The 18,268-nt window shown below is 41.7% G+C and carries 27 protein-coding genes; 14 read left to right on the top strand and 13 right to left on the bottom strand.

The annotated features are described in order from the left end of the window. Positions 1-46 precede the first annotated feature (46 nt). From TERMP_RS06280 to TERMP_RS06270, 3 genes are all read left to right on the top strand, one after another. On the top strand, positions 47-352 hold the full coding sequence (locus TERMP_RS06280) for a nucleotidyltransferase domain-containing protein (protein WP_237702789.1): 306 nt from the start codon (positions 47-49) through the stop codon (positions 350-352). Between the two features lie 34 nt (positions 353-386). Then, positions 387-1,133 carry an MBL fold metallo-hydrolase gene (locus TERMP_RS06275; protein ID WP_013467537.1) on the top strand — a complete coding sequence of 249 codons (747 nt, stop codon included), beginning with the start codon at positions 387-389 and terminating at the stop codon, positions 1,131-1,133. Between the two features lie 161 nt (positions 1,134-1,294). Further along, positions 1,295-2,053 carry a hypothetical protein gene (locus tag TERMP_RS06270; protein ID WP_081452208.1) on the top strand — a complete coding sequence of 253 codons (759 nt, stop codon included), beginning with the start codon at positions 1,295-1,297 and terminating at the stop codon, positions 2,051-2,053. Here the strand turns inward: TERMP_RS06270 and TERMP_RS06265 are convergent. Next, positions 2,043-2,498, bottom strand: a complete 456-nt coding sequence (locus TERMP_RS06265) for a protein-tyrosine phosphatase family protein (protein ID WP_013467535.1) — start codon at positions 2,496-2,498, stop codon at positions 2,043-2,045. The genes TERMP_RS06270 and TERMP_RS06265 overlap by 11 nt on opposite strands. Before the next feature lie 107 nt (positions 2,499-2,605). Here TERMP_RS06265 and TERMP_RS06260 point away from each other — a divergent pair, with 107 nt between their 5' ends. Beyond that, positions 2,606-3,328 (top strand): DUF2202 domain-containing protein, encoded by a 723-nt coding sequence (locus tag TERMP_RS06260; RefSeq protein ID WP_013467534.1) that lies wholly within the window; start codon positions 2,606-2,608, stop codon positions 3,326-3,328. A gap of 66 nt (positions 3,329-3,394) precedes the next feature. Here TERMP_RS06260 and TERMP_RS06255 read toward each other — a convergent pair whose 3' ends face one another. The 4 genes from TERMP_RS06255 to TERMP_RS06240 form a co-directional block, all read right to left on the bottom strand. Then, positions 3,395-3,628, bottom strand: a complete 234-nt coding sequence (locus TERMP_RS06255; RefSeq protein WP_013467533.1) for a DUF4405 domain-containing protein — start codon at positions 3,626-3,628, stop codon at positions 3,395-3,397. Positions 3,629-3,632: 4 nt separating this feature from the next. Then, positions 3,633-4,427, bottom strand: coding sequence for a hypothetical protein (locus TERMP_RS06250; RefSeq protein ID WP_013467532.1), 795 nt, complete (start codon positions 4,425-4,427; stop codon positions 3,633-3,635). Positions 4,428-4,511: 84 nt separating this feature from the next. Then, positions 4,512-5,177 (bottom strand): carbon-nitrogen hydrolase family protein, encoded by a 666-nt coding sequence (locus TERMP_RS06245; RefSeq protein ID WP_013467531.1) that lies wholly within the window; start codon positions 5,175-5,177, stop codon positions 4,512-4,514. Then, positions 5,174-5,863 (bottom strand): carotenoid biosynthesis protein, encoded by a 690-nt coding sequence (locus TERMP_RS06240; protein WP_013467530.1) that lies wholly within the window; start codon positions 5,861-5,863, stop codon positions 5,174-5,176. Before TERMP_RS06240 ends, TERMP_RS06245 begins: the two co-directional genes overlap by 4 nt. A 119-nt stretch (positions 5,864-5,982) precedes the next feature. Here TERMP_RS06240 and TERMP_RS06235 point away from each other — a divergent pair, with 119 nt between their 5' ends. From TERMP_RS06235 to TERMP_RS06225, 3 genes are all read left to right on the top strand, one after another. Next, positions 5,983-6,726 carry a DUF2202 domain-containing protein gene (locus tag TERMP_RS06235; protein ID WP_013467529.1) on the top strand — a complete coding sequence of 248 codons (744 nt, stop codon included), beginning with the start codon at positions 5,983-5,985 and terminating at the stop codon, positions 6,724-6,726. Positions 6,727-6,832: 106 nt separating this feature from the next. After that, positions 6,833-7,396: a nitroreductase family protein gene (locus TERMP_RS06230; protein WP_013467528.1), complete on the top strand. Its 564-nt coding sequence runs from the start codon at positions 6,833-6,835 to the stop codon at positions 7,394-7,396. A 102-nt stretch (positions 7,397-7,498) separates the two neighbouring features. Beyond that, a complete protein-coding gene (locus tag TERMP_RS06225) occupies positions 7,499-8,614 on the top strand; it encodes an MFS transporter (protein ID WP_048159781.1) in 1,116 nt (371 codons plus the stop codon). Positions 8,615-8,619: 5 nt separating this feature from the next. Here the strand turns inward: TERMP_RS06225 and TERMP_RS06220 are convergent, their stop codons facing one another. Beyond that, entirely contained in the window at positions 8,620-9,294 is a 675-nt protein-coding gene (locus TERMP_RS06220) for a DUF257 family protein (RefSeq protein ID WP_013467526.1), read from the bottom strand. Between the two features lie 99 nt (positions 9,295-9,393). After that, positions 9,394-9,654 (bottom strand): phosphorylase family protein, encoded by a 261-nt coding sequence (locus tag TERMP_RS06215; RefSeq protein WP_373419381.1) that lies wholly within the window; start codon positions 9,652-9,654, stop codon positions 9,394-9,396. Between the two features lie 166 nt (positions 9,655-9,820). On the opposite strand from TERMP_RS06215, the gene TERMP_RS06210 reads away from it, so the two are divergent. From TERMP_RS06210 to TERMP_RS11535, 4 genes are all read left to right on the top strand, one after another. Continuing rightward, on the top strand, positions 9,821-10,534 hold the full coding sequence (locus TERMP_RS06210; protein ID WP_013467524.1) for a class I SAM-dependent methyltransferase: 714 nt from the start codon (positions 9,821-9,823) through the stop codon (positions 10,532-10,534). A gap of 42 nt (positions 10,535-10,576) precedes the next feature. Further along, on the top strand, positions 10,577-11,569 hold the full coding sequence (locus TERMP_RS06205) for a hypothetical protein (RefSeq protein ID WP_148221073.1): 993 nt from the start codon (positions 10,577-10,579) through the stop codon (positions 11,567-11,569). A 181-nt stretch (positions 11,570-11,750) separates the two neighbouring features. Further along, positions 11,751-11,963, top strand: a complete 213-nt coding sequence (locus TERMP_RS11300; RefSeq protein ID WP_013467522.1) for a class I SAM-dependent methyltransferase — start codon at positions 11,751-11,753, stop codon at positions 11,961-11,963. Positions 11,964-12,101: 138 nt separating this feature from the next. After that, entirely contained in the window at positions 12,102-12,242 is a 141-nt protein-coding gene (locus tag TERMP_RS11535; RefSeq protein WP_013467521.1) for a hypothetical protein, read from the top strand. Between the two features lie 3 nt (positions 12,243-12,245). Here the strand turns inward: TERMP_RS11535 and TERMP_RS06195 are convergent, their stop codons facing one another. Continuing rightward, entirely contained in the window at positions 12,246-12,665 is a 420-nt protein-coding gene (locus TERMP_RS06195; RefSeq protein ID WP_237702788.1) for a nucleotidyltransferase domain-containing protein, read from the bottom strand. A gap of 119 nt (positions 12,666-12,784) precedes the next feature. Here TERMP_RS06195 and TERMP_RS06190 point away from each other — a divergent pair, with 119 nt between their 5' ends. Continuing rightward, positions 12,785-13,603, top strand: a complete 819-nt coding sequence (locus TERMP_RS06190; RefSeq protein WP_013467519.1) for a GNAT family N-acetyltransferase — start codon at positions 12,785-12,787, stop codon at positions 13,601-13,603. Here TERMP_RS06190 and TERMP_RS06185 read toward each other — a convergent pair. Beyond that, positions 13,580-14,056: a hypothetical protein gene (locus TERMP_RS06185; RefSeq protein ID WP_048159778.1), complete on the bottom strand. Its 477-nt coding sequence runs from the start codon at positions 14,054-14,056 to the stop codon at positions 13,580-13,582. The genes TERMP_RS06190 and TERMP_RS06185 overlap by 24 nt on opposite strands. 78 nt (positions 14,057-14,134) lie before the next feature. Here TERMP_RS06185 and TERMP_RS11690 point away from each other — a divergent pair, with 78 nt between their 5' ends. Together TERMP_RS11690 and TERMP_RS06180 are read left to right on the top strand one after the other, a co-directional pair. Then, positions 14,135-14,434, top strand: a complete 300-nt coding sequence (locus TERMP_RS11690) for a hypothetical protein (RefSeq protein WP_013467516.1) — start codon at positions 14,135-14,137, stop codon at positions 14,432-14,434. A gap of 62 nt (positions 14,435-14,496) precedes the next feature. Then, a complete protein-coding gene (locus TERMP_RS06180) occupies positions 14,497-15,321 on the top strand; it encodes an MFS transporter (RefSeq protein ID WP_013467515.1) in 825 nt (274 codons plus the stop codon). An 8-nt stretch (positions 15,322-15,329) separates the two neighbouring features. Here TERMP_RS06180 and TERMP_RS11295 read toward each other — a convergent pair whose 3' ends face one another. The 4 genes from TERMP_RS11295 to TERMP_RS06160 form a co-directional block, all read right to left on the bottom strand. Continuing rightward, positions 15,330-16,064 (bottom strand): GNAT family N-acetyltransferase, encoded by a 735-nt coding sequence (locus TERMP_RS11295; RefSeq protein WP_013467514.1) that lies wholly within the window; start codon positions 16,062-16,064, stop codon positions 15,330-15,332. A 141-nt stretch (positions 16,065-16,205) separates the two neighbouring features. Next, complete coding sequence (locus TERMP_RS06170) at positions 16,206-16,496, bottom strand: hypothetical protein (protein ID WP_013467513.1); 291 nt, start codon at positions 16,494-16,496, stop codon at positions 16,206-16,208. After that, entirely contained in the window at positions 16,493-16,804 is a 312-nt protein-coding gene (locus TERMP_RS06165; RefSeq protein WP_237702787.1) for an ArsR/SmtB family transcription factor, read from the bottom strand. The genes TERMP_RS06170 and TERMP_RS06165 overlap by 4 nt, the downstream gene beginning before the upstream one ends. Positions 16,805-16,857: 53 nt before the next feature. After that, positions 16,858-18,219: an ATP-binding protein gene (locus TERMP_RS06160; protein ID WP_237702786.1), complete on the bottom strand. Its 1,362-nt coding sequence runs from the start codon at positions 18,217-18,219 to the stop codon at positions 16,858-16,860. Between the last annotated feature and the right edge of the window lie 49 nt (positions 18,220-18,268).

The raw sequence follows: 18,268 nt of genomic DNA, 5'->3' as shown, positions 1-18,268 counted from the left end.
TAATATAAGAGCCTGGTTGCTCAAGAAAGGGAAGCGGAGATACAATATGATAAAAAATTATGAATACTACCTCCCTCTGATCAAAAAAGCTTGCGAGGAAGTTTTGGGGAAATGTGAGGTGTACGTATTTGGTAGCGTAGTTGAAGGGAAGTTCACGGCTGGAAGTGATGTTGATATTCTGATAAAAGTTGAGAAAATTCCCAAAAATGTAAAAGAAAGAGCTTCCATTATTGTTGAAATAGAAGAAAAAGCCGGTTTGCCCTATGATCATCCTTTTGAGTTGCACTTAGTTGATGAAGAGGGTTTTAAGTGGTATGTAGAAACTTTGAGGGTCAAATTCAGAAAGGTTTAAATAGGTATTTTATGGCTGTAAAATAGGTGATTTAATGATAGTCTATTTCATAGGGACAGGAGGATCCGAAGGGATTCCAGCCCACCTCTGCACATGTAGAACCTGTGAAGAAGCTCGTAGATTAGGTTTTGCTCAAAGAAAGCCCTCAACACTGGCGGTAATAACCAAAAACAACGAAGCGATTTTGATTGATGTAGGGACCGACATAAGAGACCTCCTCCATGTTCCTCTAAAGGCAATCCTTCTCACACACTGGCACCATGATCACATCTATGGACTGTATAAGCTCAGATGGATAGCACAGGAAACAGAGCTGTACGCTCCCGAGGGTCATGCGGATGCATTAATTCTAAATGATCCCAAAAACTTAAAGCCGAAGACAATTAAGGCTGGTGATGTCCTGAAAATTGACTCGCTGAAAATCACTGCTCTCAAGCTGAATCATGAAATTGAGACTTTGGGTTTTTTAATCGAAGAGGATGGAAAGAGGTTTGCCCTGCTTTATGACACAAAAGGCATTCCCCCAGAAACCATGGCTATTTTAAGGGAGAAATCCCCGGATGTTGCCGTTGTTGATGCCACCTATGCTCCGGGTGTCAATGATCCCTATCACAACAATGTTGATGAAGGAGCTGAAGTTGGAAGTGAGATTGCAGAGGAGGTGTATCTCTCACACATTTCACATAAAAACATGCCTTTTCTCCAGCTCTTGGCGTATGTTAAAAAGAGATATGGAAGCAAAGTTAGAGTTGCTTATGATGGGTTAATAGTTAACATTTGAATTTCCTTATGTATGTTTATTTTTGAATTTGAAATTCAGAATGAATTTTTGTTATCTGGTTCAATTTTCGCATATCTTTTAAGTAATTGAGGTTATTTTTACAAAAAGTTTTTTTACTCCTAAGAACTGCAGTTCTACTAAGAGAGATGTAGGTGAGGCAGATGATGGTTAAAACTCTGTATAACGAGTTGGATGAAGTTATGGGCGGAGGACTGTCACAAGGTTCTGCAATGGCAATATTATATGACACATATTCATTTGCACAGTACTTTGCATTGCACATTCTTGCAAAAAGGATCAAAAAAGGCGATTTGGGAATAATCTCAAACTACAGCTATCCCATCGGCAGGCTCATAAGAGGAGCTCAATTCGCGGGTTTGGACTTGGTTTCTGAGGGAAAAGAGGGGAATCTCTTCGTTATAGATTACTTCTCATCAAGATACGGTATTATGCCACGATACCCATTCGTGTATACTTTTTCAGGCCATGTCGGGGAGGAAACACTTAATCCAAAGACATTCCTGATATACCAAGAAAAGATCCTTCCAAACTTAGGTGATAGGCTGCTGGTCAGGGTTATATACACCCTTGATGGACTGGCGTTTTTCTTTGGAGAGAACACTGCACTAAAGCTGCTATACTTTGATTTGGCAAAGTTTATGGACATGTTTCCTAATTCTGTAACGATTCTCTTGGTGAATAAAGATGCTGTTTCCAAGCATTTTGTTGCAAGGGTCGTTGATATAAGTGACTATGTAATTGATTTTAGAAGCCAAGTAACTAAAAAGGGTATAGTTGAGGATGTAATTATATCAAAAGCCCTAACGCCAGAATTCAGCCCAGAAATTTTTGAATTTCTCATTGGAGAGACAGAGAAAGAAAAAGGTGGCAAATTCTCATTTAAAAAGGTTACCCAGTAACTCCCTTTAGGTATCTTTCGAACTTCCTGAGGATGTCCATCTGGCTCCAGGTTTCAACGGCTGAGGGCTTAAGTGAACGAACCCTTGTAAGGGCATCTCTCAGGCTCAAACCTTGGGAATACATTAGATATGCAACCGCTATTGTTCCGCTTCTTCCGCTTCCCCCAAAGCAGTGAATCAGGACTTTCTTTCCATCTCTGACTTTTTCATCTATCCATCTGACGATATTAATCAGCTGCTCCAGTGTAGGAGCTGAGAAATCCTCAATGGGACTGTAAAGGACTTCCACCCCATGCTTCTCCCACTCCTTCAAATCATAGTAGAGCTCGTATTCATACGTAAGCACCACAACGGCTTGGAACTCCTTTGCAAGTTCTGCAATCTCTTCTGGATGTGGCATAGGGGAAAAGGCAACTTTGTCAGTTATGAACTTTGGAATTATCATTTGAATCACCCCAGTGTTCTTCTCTTGTGGACAGAATTTTAACTTTTTGTTGGAAGTAAAGAAATCCTTTTAAGTTCCAAGGATAATTTACATACAGGGGATTAAAAATGAGAAAGCTACTGGCATTGTTTGTTATCGTGATCTTGCTTGGAGTAGTGAGCTCTTCTGGCTGTGTAGGGGAAACAAAGACCGAAACTGCAACGGTAACTGATACAATTCCTTTAACCGCTGACACAAATGGTAATGTAAATACCCAAGAGTTGCAATCTTACATTGAGTCCTTGCCGGCTGGAGAGCTAACTGAAGCTGAAAAGGATGGTCTTCTGTACATGGTTGAGGAGGAAAAGCTCGCTCATGATGTTTACACTAAACTCTACGAAAAGTGGGGATTGCAGATATTCAGCAATATTGCCAAAAGTGAAACAACCCATGTTGAGTCCGTTAGGATGTTGCTTAAGAAGTACAATCTGCCCGATCCAACAGCAGATTCAAAGATAGGAGAGTTCAAAAATAAAAAGCTCCAAGACTTATACAACAAACTGATAGAGCAGGGCATGAAGAGCGAAATTGATGCCCTAAAAGTAGGTGCCCTGATAGAGGAAGTCGATATCATCGATCTCCAAGAAAGAATAGCAGAAACAAATAAACTTGACATAATAACGGTATACGAAAACCTTATGATGGGTTCAAGAAATCACCTCAGGGCATTTGTAAGTCAACTGAAGAACAGAGGAGTAACATACGAGCCACAGGTTTTGCCGAAGGATGAATATGAACAAATAATCAGCAGTCCGATGGAAAAGGGTCAAGGAATGGGTGAAAAACCCTAATTTTGGCTTTCAATTTAATCTTTTTGGATTTCTTAGAATATGGACAAATATTGAAAAGAAATTAAATTACTTCTTGAACATCCTCCTGAAGTAGGTTTTCATAGCTCCCCAGTTAAGTGCCAGGTGCACAAAAGAGAGGCCGAAGAACATGAAGCCGACATAAGAATGTATTGTATCTGCCGTATCAACGGGCAGGTTTATGCCATATTGCACTGCCAGCGGAGCAACAAGGAGTATTACTCCCGTTATCCCTGTGATAAGCCATGTGACGAAAAGTGCAAGAGAGACCCACATCCTCATATCCTCACCCCTTGGTGTATTTATGTCCATTTACGATAATTTCGCTGGCAACGAGTTTGCCATTCTCTTCAGTTGCGACTATTTTGACACTTTCTCCGACCTTTAAAACTTCTCCGAGCATAACCCTCCATTGATATTCCACCCCGTACTCATCGTGCCATCTGCCTTTTATGTAGACGGTTGTATTGCCAACAACCACGTATTTACCATTAAGGTTAATTTCCTTTACAATTCCCGTTATATTAAAGACGTTTGTTGCAGGCAGTTCTTTAGGATTTGAGGTACTTACATTAACATTTTCTGGAGGTGTGCCAATGTAGAACTTCACTGTTGCTCTCTCTTCCGTTCCATATGGACATCCGGTTCCGTATTTGAAAACAATGTCAATGCTCCCGTTACCAAGGACTTTTACAACGTACTGTTTGAAAGCGGTGTAAGGATCTTTGAGTTCTGTCTTGGTTTCTTTGACGATTTCAACGTTCTTCAGGTTTTCAGCCACTATCTTCCAGTCTGAATATGGACACGGCTGGGCATGCTTGAACTTTACGGTGACATTTAAGGTGACCATTTTACCGGCACTTGGAACATAGGCTTCACCTGGAACAACGCAGAGCATATCCGAGCCAGTGTGCGATGTAACATAGCCCACATAAATGACACCCTCTACTGTGATGTTTTCTGAAGGTGCTTTCGGAACGGGAGAAACTTCACTACCTTTTTTCAGTGACCAGTTCACGATGAACGGCATTGAAGCAAACACTATGAACAGTATCCATGCTACAACTATTCCCCGTTTCATGGTACAGAAGTGTGAAATTGAAAATTTAAACTTTTAGGTTATGTCTCCAAGCAATATTGATTGAAAATGGAACCCCAAATGAAATCAAATTTTTACCCCCAGAATTTCTTTCCCCTTGGATGATGTCAGAAGCTTTCCCTCCTCATCGAAGACCCACGCACCGCCTGGCGGATAGCTGTTCACAATGAAAGTTTTGGTCGAGAGAAGTTTAACCCTCTTTCCCATCGCCTCAACGTCTTCTTCGTTGAGTTTGCCATAGTCCGGTGAGTACTCCATCGGCACGAAGATGTAGTCGGGTTTTTTCAGCTTCACCCACTTCAGTATACGTTTGTTGTAAAGATCGCCACAGATAATTATCGCAAATTTTCCAAATTCTGTTTTGGCAGTTTTTACAGTGTTACCAGTGCAGAACTTCATCGGCTCCTGAAACTTGCGGTGCTTTAAGATAACCTCACCTCCCCTGTTGAAGAGTAGCGCAGAGTTGTAAACGCAACGCTTGTATGGCTCAAGAAGACCGAGTATTACATAGACAGAGTTCTCCTTCGCAAGTGTGCTCACCCTGTTCACAATCTCATCGTAGAGCTTTGCCCCGCTGAAGTCCCACTCATCAAAGCCCGTGAGGCAGTACTCAGGGAAAACCATGATGTCAGGGCTGTGTTCCAGCGCCTCCTCGAACCTCCTTTTAAACTCCTGCCAGTTCGCCTCAAAGTTCCCAGCTTCAACATTCATTGGAATTAGAGCTACCCTCATTTCATCCGCCTCCATAAATACAGCGGGAGAATCACAGCTAAAGACATCAAAAACGCAATCTCTGTAGGAGTTCTTACGCTCTGGGGAGCATAAATCATGAATGTTAGCATTTCCAGAAGGTAAATCGGAGGGCCGAGCTTTAAAAGCGCATCCTCAACTTCAACCCTTGAAAAACGTTCATACAGGTAGAAGAATATCAATGATACCACAAACCAGCCCAGATAATTTGTCCATGGGATTCCGAACCAGTTTATGGCTGTTGTTCTCTTCCAGATCCAGGCTTTCCAAGAGGTCATTATTGGGTCAACAGAGAGATCAATAATGACCATCAGAAGAGCAGCAAAAAGGAGTCTTTTACCCCAGTTCCTGAAGAAATAGCTTGCTGTCAGATATGCAACTGCTCCAAAAATTCCCCATGCAAGGGGAACAAACAATCCAACACCAAAAATTTGGGGTCTCAAATTTACGTATTCATAGCATCCGAAAGGTAAGCACACATGTGTGCCGATAATTTCGGCCGAAAATCCAACTACTAACGCCCAGAGGAGAAGTTTGGGTAAAGATTTCCAGGCTCTTTGAGACAATATTGCAAAACCGAAAAGATAGAGAAGAAGATACACAGGCGACTTTTTCATTATATTTGCAAGAACAATGAATACCAAGGCGATTTTGATATCAGCTTTCATAGCTAAACCTTCTATGTTTGAGGATATAAGGATATTGCCCAATTTTGTGAACCAAAAGATTTATAAAGTCGAACTACATATGTAATATCAAAGTTACATATGGATGGAGGTTGTGAATCATGAAAAAGAAATTGTTTGGTCTGATGCTGGTTGGAGTTATGCTGCTTACAATAGCGGCTGGCTGTTTAACCACCACAGAAACGATCACTCAGACAATAACGCTCACCAAAACTGCAACTCAGCAGCCGACAAATCTTGAAAATGCTGGTGGAGCGGTCACAGCACCTACAGGCTACCAGGCAGTTGCTGATCTGGTTAGTTCATATCCGGTTGAAGAGCTTACCCAGGATGAAATTGATGGGATCCTCTGGATGCGTGAGGAGGAGAAGCTTGCAAGGGACGTTTATCTGACGCTTTATGAAAAGTGGGGGTTGCAGATATTTTACAACATTGCCACAAGGAGCGAGCAGACGCATATGGACATGGTGCTGGCTTTGATTGAGAAGTACAATTTAACTGACCCTGTGGGAGACAACGGCATCGGCGAGTTTACAAATCCGGAGATTCAAGCCCTTTATGACAAGCTCGTTGCTGAAGGGAGCAAAAGTGTTGAGGATGCCCTCAAAGTTGGTGCACTCATTGAAGAGGTTGACATCAAAGATTTGGAGGAATGGCTTGCAAAGAGCGACAACGAAGATATAAAGTTCGTTTATGAGAACCTCATGATGGGCTCAAGAAATCACCTGAGAGCATTTGTCAGGAACCTTGAGAACTATGGCATAACATATCAGCCGCAGGTGTTGCCTCAGGATCAGTATGAGCAGATAATAAATACACCAATGGAAATGGGACACGTTGGATGATCGTTGTTTCTCTTTCTTACTTAATTATTTTTCAACAGCTACTTGAAGCATGACATTACCGTTATCGTTTTATCTTTGATTTATTGAGAGACTTTATGGTGATTGGATGAAAGTTTTGGAGCTTGCAAGAAGAAGAAAGACTGTAAGAAAGTTCCTCCCAGAGAAGCCTCCTTTTGAAGATATCTTGAAAGCAATAGATGCTGCAAAAGAGGCTCCATCTGGTATGAATGCTCAGCCGTGGCATTTTGTAATTGTAGATGATCCTTGGATTAAGGAGAGGATTAGGGAGGTATGCGAAATCGGGGAAAGAAAGTTCTATGAAAAAGTAAGTGGAAAGCTTGGAGAGTGGCTTAAGGAGAAAGGATTTTCACCAGAAAAGCCTTTTTTAAGTGAAGCACCTTACCTCATCCTCGTCTTCGGTTACACCAAAGCCCCGTATTGGCTGCACTCAACGTGGATTGCTGTGGGTTACCTCCTTCTTGCACTGGAAGAACTTGGTTTGGGAACTGTGACATACACACCGCCAAATCCAAGAGCTGTGGAAAAGCTACTCAATGCTCCTAAAGAATACAAGCTTCAAGTAATCCTTCCAGTTGGTTATCCTGCAGATCCAAAGCCGAAATATGAAAGAAAGAAGCTGGAAGAAGTTGTCAGTTTTAATGGGTTTTAATTGATTTTAGGTTTTTCTGACTTCCCTGCCATAAAGGGTAAGGCTTTCAAAAGAAAAAATAACATAGCAGAGTGTTTAAAAACTTCCTAAAAGGGGAGCAAAATGAATAGAAATCTCTCCTTAATCACGCTCTCAAACGTAATATTAGTCTCCTCGAATGCGCTCTGGATTATGTACATCCAATATTTTCTCCTTGATTTAGGATTAGCAAAAGCTAAAATAGGATTAGTATTTAGCCTCGCACTTCTGATGAGAGCCTTTGGAAACATTATTGGAGGTAAAATAGCTGACTTGCTCGGGTATAAAAGAACCTTGCTCGTAGGATACACCATCTATGCTTTTCCACCATTACTATTTCTACTTCACAACGCTCTTTTTGCCTCTCTGGTCTATCCCATTATGAGCCTTGGCTCTGGAATTGGAACCCCAGCAAAGTCTCTCTTTATAGTGGAGCAGACTCAAAGGAGAAAGGGCCTAACTTATATGCTCGTTCAAAGAGTGCTGCCTTCGATTCCTCCAGCGCTGACGGCTCCAGTAGGTGCTAAGCTCTATGAGATGGGGAAATACTATGTTGCTGTCTTCATGGGCTTTTTTGGGTTGTTAATCTCTCTCCTTCTGCTGGTATTTTTGAAGGACACCAAGAGAGAAAGAGCTCAAAATCCATTTGACTTTAATCTTTTAAGGTCAAAATCTTTTACGGATTTACTCTTCTTATACTCCCTTGATGCATTTTCCACTGAGGCAGTGCAATGGATTGTGCCGCTTTACCTGAGGGAGCTTGGGTATTCTGTCTTGGATTATGGGTTCTTAATCTCAGCCCAAACGCTGATAATAGCTTTTGGAGGAACTTTTGCTGGTATCTTTGTGGACAGATTTGAGCCGGTCAATGCTTTGGGTTTGAGTTATCTGGTTGTTGCTATGTCCCTTTTGGCATTCTCGCTTGGAAAAGGCTGGATTCTTGCTTTGGCTTATTTACTATGGAAAACATTTGGAATGATTGGCTTTGCCGCTTTGCCCCTGCTAATTGAAAGGTACTTCAGTGACATAAAAGCGTCAGCATTTGGAACAATTAATGCCATGACTACACTAATTTCAATCCCCGCTCCCTCTTTTGGCGGCGTTCTGCTACGCTTTGGGGTTGGAGTGCCTTTCATATTTAAAGCAGCTACAAACTTTGTCTGTTTCATTTGGGTTAAAATCTCGCTAAATGAAAGTTAAAAAGGTTAGATCTTAATCTTAAACCCTTCAAGCTCAGCATTAATGGCCTTTGCAACGGTAACATAGACATAAGGTTCTATATCCTCCTCTTTTCTTGCTCTTTCCACCCTTATCACGGTGGTTGCAAGCTCCTCCAAGAGCGGAATTAAATACCGGGAGCTGTTCTCCAGCACATCAACATTTACAAAATAAAACGCTATCCTTCCAGAAGTTCCGGTGTATTTAATAAGCAGATCAATTACCATGAGTCCCTCAAACTTGGATTCTGCAAGAAGCAGAAGTTTTGAAAGCCCCAATACTATAACTATACCGGAGTGATTTTGAACTTTCCGGAGATATTCACTGTAAAATCCTTCAAAATCTTTGAGGAGTTTGGGGATGTCATTTGCTGGAAGCCTTTTCAACACGTTTCCAACTTTGAGCCTCCCTCCAATTTTAACCACTGATGCTTTATCAATGATGCCGGTGTCAACTCCAGCAAGCTTGAGCTGAGTTTTGTAAAGGTACAATGTATCAAGGACATCAATAATCATTATTGAGTGTCCTCTTTTCTCAGCCCAGCTAATTAGATAGTGAAATCCTTTGTAAGGAAGCACCAGAGAATCATATTCAGCCAAAATGCTCTCTCCTGGGGCAAGGGACTCCCAAAGCCTGATAAGGTTTTCCACGCCATTATCCACGAATACCACCCTTATATTCTGTCTTATCTTTTGATTTATTAGTTTTTTGAAGATGGAAATTGAAATGAACGAAAATTCGAAGAAATTTAACCCAATATTTCAAAGTGATATCAATGTCTCCAAAGCAGCTTTGACTAAGAGTCTTTCAGTTCTTTTTAACTTCTTACTCCCGAATCCGGGATTCCATTTCCCTTTATAAAGTTCGTCCGATACTGCCAATGCAACTGCCAAATCAACTCCTCTAAAGCTGGCAACACTCATCAAAGCTGAAGCTTCCATTTCAACGCCGAGAATTCCCCGGCTTGAGTAATCTCTGACTTTATTCCCGTCCCCTTGAATGATGAGTGGGCAGTATAACATCACCAATTGTACCTCTTCCCTTATTGCGCCTGTCTCCTCAACCAACAAGAACTCTTTTTCACTCGAGCTTTTGCCGTTCCGGGAATTGCATCTTAACGGGGCAATCCCTTTTAACTGTCCCAAAAGAGTTTTAAAACTTTCTGATGTAGTAATCTCGGGTGAAGCTATGTTCAGGGATCTTGGAGAGACTTTTGAACCAACCTATAAGGAAAAGCTCTGGATGTACGACCCGAGGAGTGAAGCCGGGAAGAGAAGAATGGAGAAGCAGAAAGCCCTACTTGGGAAGTTTCTCCCCATAAAAAGCGGTAAGGCTTTGGACATCGGCTGTGGCATGGGAATCTCAACCTTTGCTCTTGAAGAACTTGGCTTTGAAGTTACTGGAATTGACGTTCAGGAAGAGCTTGTGGAAAAGGCGAAGGAAATCGCAGGAGATATTGGATATAAAGCAAAATTCATGGTCATGGACGCCAGGAAGCTCGATTTTCCAAATGAGAGCTTTGATTTAGTTGCGCTTTTAGGGAACCCTCTCCCCCACCTGAGCGTTTATGATTTTGACAGGATTGTCCAGGAGGCCTTCAGGGTGCTGAAGCCCGGGGGAGCCCTGTTCATTGAGTATGCGGACTGGGTTAAGCTTTTACATGACGGCTATAAGCACGTGCTCGTTGAAGATCCATTCATTTCTTTCCATGTTTCCCTCGATACGACAAAGGGCCAAGTAGAGCGGCTTTTCATTAACCTCGAGAAGGGCTATTTCTTTAGAGTGAAGATTAATGTCTGGGCACCATGGATTGTGGAGTTCATCCTTAGAAAAGCTGGATTTGACGTGAAAAGCCACTATACAAGCGAGAGAATAGTGGTGACTATAGGGGTCAAACCATGAGAATCTACACATTTGGAAGAAGAAACCGTTCCAGCACCTGGAATGTCTACAAAAGACTGCATTTTAATCATTGGTAGTGTGAAGAATGAGAACTACAAGATTATGCTCATCAAATTGAACTATGAAGAGGAGCTTGAGTGGTTCAAGTTCTTTGGCGGCAAAGATGACTGGGAGGGGCATTCGATAGCTAAGGTGGACGATGGCTACCTCATCGGTGGAGCCGTCGAGGGAGTAGCGACTCCAGACGGCGGGAAGAGCTGGAAGGCTTACCTTGCAAAGGTAGATGGGAATGGAAACAAAATCTGGGAGAGGAAGTACCGCATTCTGGGCAATGAGTGTGTGTACTCCATAGTCCCCCTTGATGACGGCATTCTTCTGGGCGGTGAGGTCTCGGGCGGCAGCAGAAGAGGTTTCTTCGTTATGAAGACAGACCTTAAGGGTGACCAGCTCTGGAAGAGAACGCTCGGTGCATGGGAGGATGCAATTTTTGGAGGCATTGTTGAAGGTAGAGACGGCTTCACTCTGATAGGGAGCGTGAAAGATACCGGCTGGAGTGTAGTGGCTTTTGAGCTTGATGAGAAAGGAAACACAATCAAAGACAGGATTCTTGGCGATGGAATAGCCCTCGATGTCACGGATTTAAACGGCAAAATTCTCATTACGGGCGACAAGAATGGGGAGTTTTGGGTTTCCCTAATCGGGAAGTGGGAAACAGCGCTCGGAGAGGGTGTTGGAACGGCCATTCAAATCCTTAGTGATGGAATACTCGTTGGTGGAGAACTCGACGGAAGTGCCATTGTTACCAAGCTGGGCTTTGATGGAAAGTTAATCTGGAAAAAGGAATTCTGGGAGAACGGATGGGTGGAGGTTGTCAAGCGGGCTGAAGATAGGATTTTTGTGGCTGGTGTTGCTGTTGTGCCTGGATATCAAGAAAAAGAGAAAACTGTAAAAGAATCAAAGATACAAATATTGGTTGATTATTTAGCAAGGAGGACTGTGGAAGTTGTGAATATTTTAAGGGGGGATATGGGATGACCTTTAACATTGAAGAGGTCTTCAACGTTGATGACTACATGTACTTCTAATCTGAAAAGCTGACCGAGGAGAGAGCACAAAAGGAAGTTGAGTTTCTGGTAAAAGCTCTTGAATTGGAGGAGCCAAAGAGGATTTTAGATTTGGCCTGCGGCTTTGGAAGGATGCAATAAAGCTGGCGGAATTGGGGCATGAGGTTGTTGGTGTTGACATTATGGACGGCTTCCTCGAGATTGCGCTTGATTTTAAGAATAAGTTTGACATTGTACTCTTGCTTTTCACCAGCTTCGGCTACTTTAGTGACGAGGAAAACTTTAGAGTGCTGAAAAATGTGTACGCTGCTCTAAAACCCAGCGGGCACTTTGTTCTTGATGTTCCAAATACGGAGTTTTTGTAAAGAACATTCAACGGTATTATGTGCTTGAGAAAGGAAGGATATGATGATCGACATAACGGACTTTGATGTTTTTCGGGCAGGGCAAACACGAGAAGAATAATCATTAGAGACAACAAGAGGAGGGGGTTTTCTTTTTCAATGAGAATCTACACATTCACGGAACTAAAAGAGCTCCTAAAAAGAGCGGGTTTTGAAATAGAAAAGGTTTATGGAGGCTTTGATGGAAGGGAACTCTCACTAAAAGCGCCACGCATAATAGTGGTTGCAAGGAAGGTTTAGATCCTAATGACTTGCTCTTATCTTTTTTCTAAAAAACTTCTTCAGCATCCTCGCTTTTTCAATCCTGCCAAGCTTGAGATAGGCTTGGTACTCATATTCTAAATCCAAAACGGGGATTTTCATGCCTTCGATTTGCACAAAGCGTTTGTACCTATTTATATCCACAGGAGGTTCCCACTCATCATAGACCTTCTTTTGAATATCTCCCATTATCTCAACTTTAATCCAATCAATCATCCGCGCTCCAAAGTGTGAGCAAATCTTCTCCCTTGATGAGAACGTCACTTTCTTGATAACGAACTCAGAAAAGAGACACTCAATCTCATAAGCTCCTTTTTTGTCTGTCTGGATATCAATATCATTGGGCTCAATGGAAAGGCCCTGAAATGCAAAGCCGAGACTCCCGGTAACGACCCAGTTCACATTGCTATCCTTCAGCCGTTCATATAGTTTGCGGAGAACTTTAAGGTGGGATTTAGAGATCATATCAGCGTCTCAAAGATTTATATCTTGAAACTCATAAAAAATGTTTGGGGATAAGAATGAAGCCCCTTATCAGGGAAGCTAAACCTGAAGATAAGCCCTTCATCGAGGAAATTGCAAAGCTAACATGGGAAGGCGAGGACTACCTCGCTCGGGTTTTTGAGAATTGGCTTAAGGACGGAAACTTCTATGTTCTCGAGCTGGAAGGAAAAGTTATCGGAACGGCAAAGCTCACTATCTTACCTGACAAAGTCGGCTGGCTTGAAGGGCTTAGAGTTCATCCTAACTACCAAAAACGCGGCTTTGGGAGGGTTCTCCATAATTTTATGCTCCAGAGAGGAGAAGAATTGGCAGAGAAAGGCATTATAACTACATTGGAGTTCTCAACCTACTTCCTCAACAAAGAGAGTATTACAATGGCAAAAAAGGATGGTTTTAAGATTGTGGAGCGGTTTTACTACATTAAGAGAGCGCTTGGAGATGGAGAACACCCAAGACCTTCAAAAATTCACTCTTTAGATGAGCTCGACTATAAAGATTACATCCCCTACGGCTGGAAGTTTCTGCATAAATGCAAAGAAAGTCTTAAGTGGCTGAACAAAAAGGCAGAAATTAGAGAATACAGTGGATTTAAGTTCTCTTATGCCCCAATGTATGAAAATGAGCCCACATTTACACCTTTTAGGCTTTCTGCTGAGAGCATAGAGACCCTTTTGCCTGCGATGAGTTTTGAGGCTGAAAAAATCGGCTATGATAGCATTGATATAATGCTCCCCGAAGATAAGCAAGATTTGATTGAGCCCTTAAAGGAGCTTGGTTTTAAAAACTGGACGAACTTTAAGGAGCCAGACGTTTTAGTGTTTAGGATGGAACTTTAAGTTTATCAGCAGATACAATGACATCCCTAAAAGGAAAGCCACTATGCAAAATCCATAAACTTCGAAAGCAGAAAATACACCATAAAATGGATTCCAGCTCAGAGGAAAGAAGGGCTTTATGTCTGTGTAGAGGAATGAATCAAGAACTATGTGAAGCCAGACCCCACTCAGGGCTGTAATTTTAAGCTTTTTGACACTTATCTCCTTTCCCAGATGTTTGTAGAATTTTGCTATAACCTCAGCCAAAGCTAAGGCAACCAGAGAGCCTCCAATAAAAGTGTGAAAGAAGCCGTGAAGTGGATAGCCATAGCGCAGGTCTAAGCCAAGGATCAAAACCAAGAATGGCTCAAAGTCTACTATTACATTAGCAATCATGAAAGTCAGGAAATCCAAATATCCAAAAAGTGCCGCAAATAATAACGCTGGCCCAAAGTGGAAAGGTGTGAATGGCATGTTTAAAGTTCTCCAGAAAGTTTATAACTTTTATCTGAGGTAATTCCAAAAGTAAAAGAGAACTCATTGGTGGCTTCGATGAAATCTAAACTCTACCCCCTTTTGCTTCTCACAACTGTGCTCAGAGTCACTGGAGATGCAATTGAAAGTATTGCCTTACCTTGGCATCTCCTTAACCAAACGAGTTCCCTCTTAAGTGTTGCTGGCTACTCATTGGCTTCCATGCTTCCCTGGGTTATATTCCCTCCGTTGATGGGTCGCTTTCTTGATAAGACTGAGAAAAAAGTTAGACTTGCTTTTCTCGCATTGTTCATTCAGTCTTTCTTTGCTCTGACAATAATAAAGTTCGCTTCAAATATCTGGGCTTTTACGTTTTAATTTCGCTTATCTCCGCCCTTGACATTCTTCACAGATACTTCGGCTTTACGCTTATAGCCTCCATGACTCTTGAAGAGTCTGAGCTTCAGAAGCTCAACGCAAAGGTACAAACCGTCGGAGAGGTAACTTCTCTTCTTGCGTTTCCCGTTGTGGGTTATCTTGCTTACCTTTTTGGGGTTAAGCTTATGCTTTTGGATGCAGTTTTTCTCTTAATTGGGGCACTGCTTCTTGCTCCATACATCAACGTTGTAGTGAGGCGGAGGGAGATAGCTGAGAATGAAAACAAATCAACCCAGCCTACAATCTCTCCCAAAGTTGTTTTTGCAGGAATTGTGCTAATTTTGCTATTCAACTTTGCAATAGCTCCAGCGAGGATTTTTGTCTTCAACGCTCTTAAAAGTCTAACCAGGAAGGAGGTCATTTACGGTTTGCTGAGATCCACTGGAACCTTGGGGAGCTTGGCTGGAGTGGTTGGAATAACCCTCTTTGCCCACAAGCGTAAAATTGGGATCTCAAAACCCCTTATCGTTGGAATGCTCTTTGAAAGCTTTGCGGTTCTGCTTTTGGGATTACCTTCGTTAGTTTCACTTTTCTCTGGAATCTTGCTTTTGAACTTTGGAGGTGGGATTCTAAACGTCTCATTTGACAGCCTGTTTCAGAGGATAATCCCGCTTAAAAAGCTCGGCACTTACAGGGGAATTTTTGATGCATTGGCTACACTTATAATTCCCTTATCACAGTTGACTTTTGCATTGCTGATTGAGCATGGCGTTGATATTTCAATGCTGGCTGCTGGAATGTTTGGATTGGGTGTTTTGAGCACAGCGGGCTTTTTCATTTTGATGTGTGGCATCAAAAAGAGAGGTTTCACAAAAGAAGAGGTGTGAACAGGGAATTAAAATAGTGGTTCAAGTGAAAATCTTCTCCATCCACTCAACTTTACCGATTTTTTAAAGCCTTCTTCCTCTAAAATCTTCCAGTCTTTCATCCAAACTTGAAGGAATAACTTCTTTCCAATTTTTCCGGCAAGACACTCAGCAACTTTCACAATTCTTCTGTTGAGTCTCTCCCCATAGATAACAGCATTTACACAGCTTCCTTCATCAATAAGAAGTATTGTAAAGTCTCTAAATCTAACTCGGGGAGCTTTTTTGTGGAGGTTCCAAAGGAAAAGACCGGAGGTATAAACGGCTGAAACGTTCGGAAACTTCGGAGGATTGTCATAATGGGACTCCACTTTTACATCGCATCCTTCAACATCCTTTATAACTTTCACCTGCCATTCTTTAAATCCAAATCCGTTTTTCATATAAAACCGCATGGCATTTCCATCTTCTGGAATGACGCTTAGTCCTTTCAGACCTCGTTTCTTTGCCCATTTCTCGGCGAATGCTAAAAGCTTTGAACCGATACCTTTGCCTCTATATCCTTCTTGAACCCAAAGAACATGGATGTGAGCTTTCCCATTAAACGGCAAAAGCTCAATCTCTCCCTTATCCCCGTAAAGAAATATGTCCCCACCTGAGTCCCTAATAGCTTTTAGGTAAACTTCAAAGTTTTCCCATGGAGGTTCTCCACCGTGTATTTCTTCTAAAATACTCTTGTCCTCAATTTTTGCTCTCCTTATCATCAAAAAATCTTAAATCAAATGCCTTAAAAATACTTTGTTAACAAGAGGAGATGAATTATAATCCCCTATTCTGAGAAATAAGACTTCGAGTAATTGGAAACCAGACTAATAAATTGAAAATAAGTAAAAACCTGCCCAGAATTACTCTTCCAAAAACTTCTCCACTTTTTCAACTTTCCCCTCTATGCTGCTAATTTTCTTTTCAATTTTCTCAAGCTTTGAATTCAGCGATGAGAGTTCTTTGGACAGTTTTAGCTCTTCAGTATCGTATAATGAGTAACCCACGGCAAAAGATATGCCACTCGCCATGAAGAACAGAAGCAGTGCTATGCCTATGTTTGCGTATGTTGCCCCGCCTTTTATAATTATGACAGCTGAAATAACTATTGCAGCTAACCAACTTGCTAAAATAACAACATCTCTTGTTCTCATTCAACCACCTCCTTCAGGATTTCAGGTGAGATATGGATTTCAAAAGGCACAAGCTCATAAAATCTCAGAGCTTTCCCCTTCTCCTCATCAAGTATGATCTTGCTCTTAACTATCCCAGCTTTTTCAAGCTTTTTGAGGTGAACTTTAGCTAATGCCCTGCTTATCCCAAGACTGTTTGCTATCTCATTTAGGTACATCACCCTATTTTCTCTTGCAAGCAGTGCAACTATCTTAAGTCTGAGTGGATGTCCAAGTCCATCAAGCATTTTGGCGAGCTTTTCGGCATTCATGTTATCACTTAATAACATGTAATCAGATAATTACTTAAAAATTTTTTGGATGAATTAACATTGTTTGTACCCTACAACCCTGCCACAAACACCTGCCATGGATAAAAGGCAACTTTCTCATCAATCTGATACCTCTTTCCGATTACAATGCCCTTCTCTGCTCCAACTCTTTCCATTGTCCTCTCAACTTGGTATTTCTTTTCTTTTCCAAGTCCAACTTCAATAACAATTTTTTCACTACCAAGCTCAAGCACAAAATCAGCACTTCCTTTACTCGGCTCGTAGCTTAGTCTCCCCTTTTTTGCCTTTGCAATCAAATAAAGGTAGAATGCCACGACATCTTCAAGAAGAGAGGCGAAGACTTCTTCTTTGTTGATGTTTATGCCAGCTTTGTAAAGAAGGGCGGATTTTATCGGAACTGCAAGAAACTTTATCTTCGGATTTCTCCTGATGTTCTTAGAAAGTGAGCCATGAATTGGAATTTTTTGAACAATTCCAGCTTTCTCAAGAGCATTTACAAGCTTTATAACAGTCCCTTTAGCCAAGCTAAGTGTTCTGGAAAGTCTCTCGTAGCTGAATCTTTCTGCCTTTGGATTTGCTATTAAGTAGAGCAGGTTGAAGACTTTGTCAAGCGTTTCAGCGTCGAATTCATGGACTTCTCTAAGGTCACGGTAAACAACTCTATCAAGCATCGTGATGAGCCTCTCATAAACTTCCCATTCTTCCATCTCAAGCGAAAGTGGCATGGAACCAACTCTTACGTACTCGGCAATCTCTTTCCTGAGGGGTGGGAGCTCAGTTTCTTCCAAATTAAGAATCTTCCACATGAGTTCTGGAAGAGACTCACCAGTTTTGAGGCGATAATATTCTCTGAAAGTCATTGGGAAAAGCTCTCTATGAAGAGCTCTTCTTGCCAAATCGGGACTTTCTCTGAGCCTCATCGCCGAGGAACCCGTTACAACAATAAGAAATTTCCTCTCATCGTGGAGTAGTTTGAGCTTCAAGTCCCAGCTTTCCTCATACTGAGCTTCATCGAAGAGCATCACAGCTTTTTCTGGCTTTATCATCCTTTTATAAGCTTCTACTACATCTAAGAGGCTTAGCCCAAAAGCTTGGAGCCTATCAAGGGGTAGATAGAGCACCTGATTTGGATTCGTTTTTGAAATTGCATCAAAGTAGAGCTGTGCTAAAAGCGTTGTCTTTCCAACTCCTCTTATGCCAAGAAGTAAGATTGTATCAGCTTTCCCGTATTTCAGATATAAATTGATCTTAGAGACAAGCCAGTCATAGAGCTCTCGCTTTTCTGGTTTGTTGTATGGCTTTAGAAGAGTTGGAAGATTAAGCAGATGTTCCGTAATATAGTCATCTGGATGAACCATAACATCACCATTTTGATCATTAGAATGACCAACCTTATAAATATTTTGTGACATGTTTCATTATAAACTTTTAAATTCAGATCACGATAGCTTTGAAGAAGGT

Source organism: Thermococcus barophilus MP (assembly GCF_000151105.2).
Taxonomy (GTDB): Archaea; Methanobacteriota_B; Thermococci; order Thermococcales; family Thermococcaceae; genus Thermococcus_B; species Thermococcus_B barophilus.
Note: the sequence above shows the minus strand (reverse complement) of the source record. Positions and strands in the feature narration are given on the sequence as shown.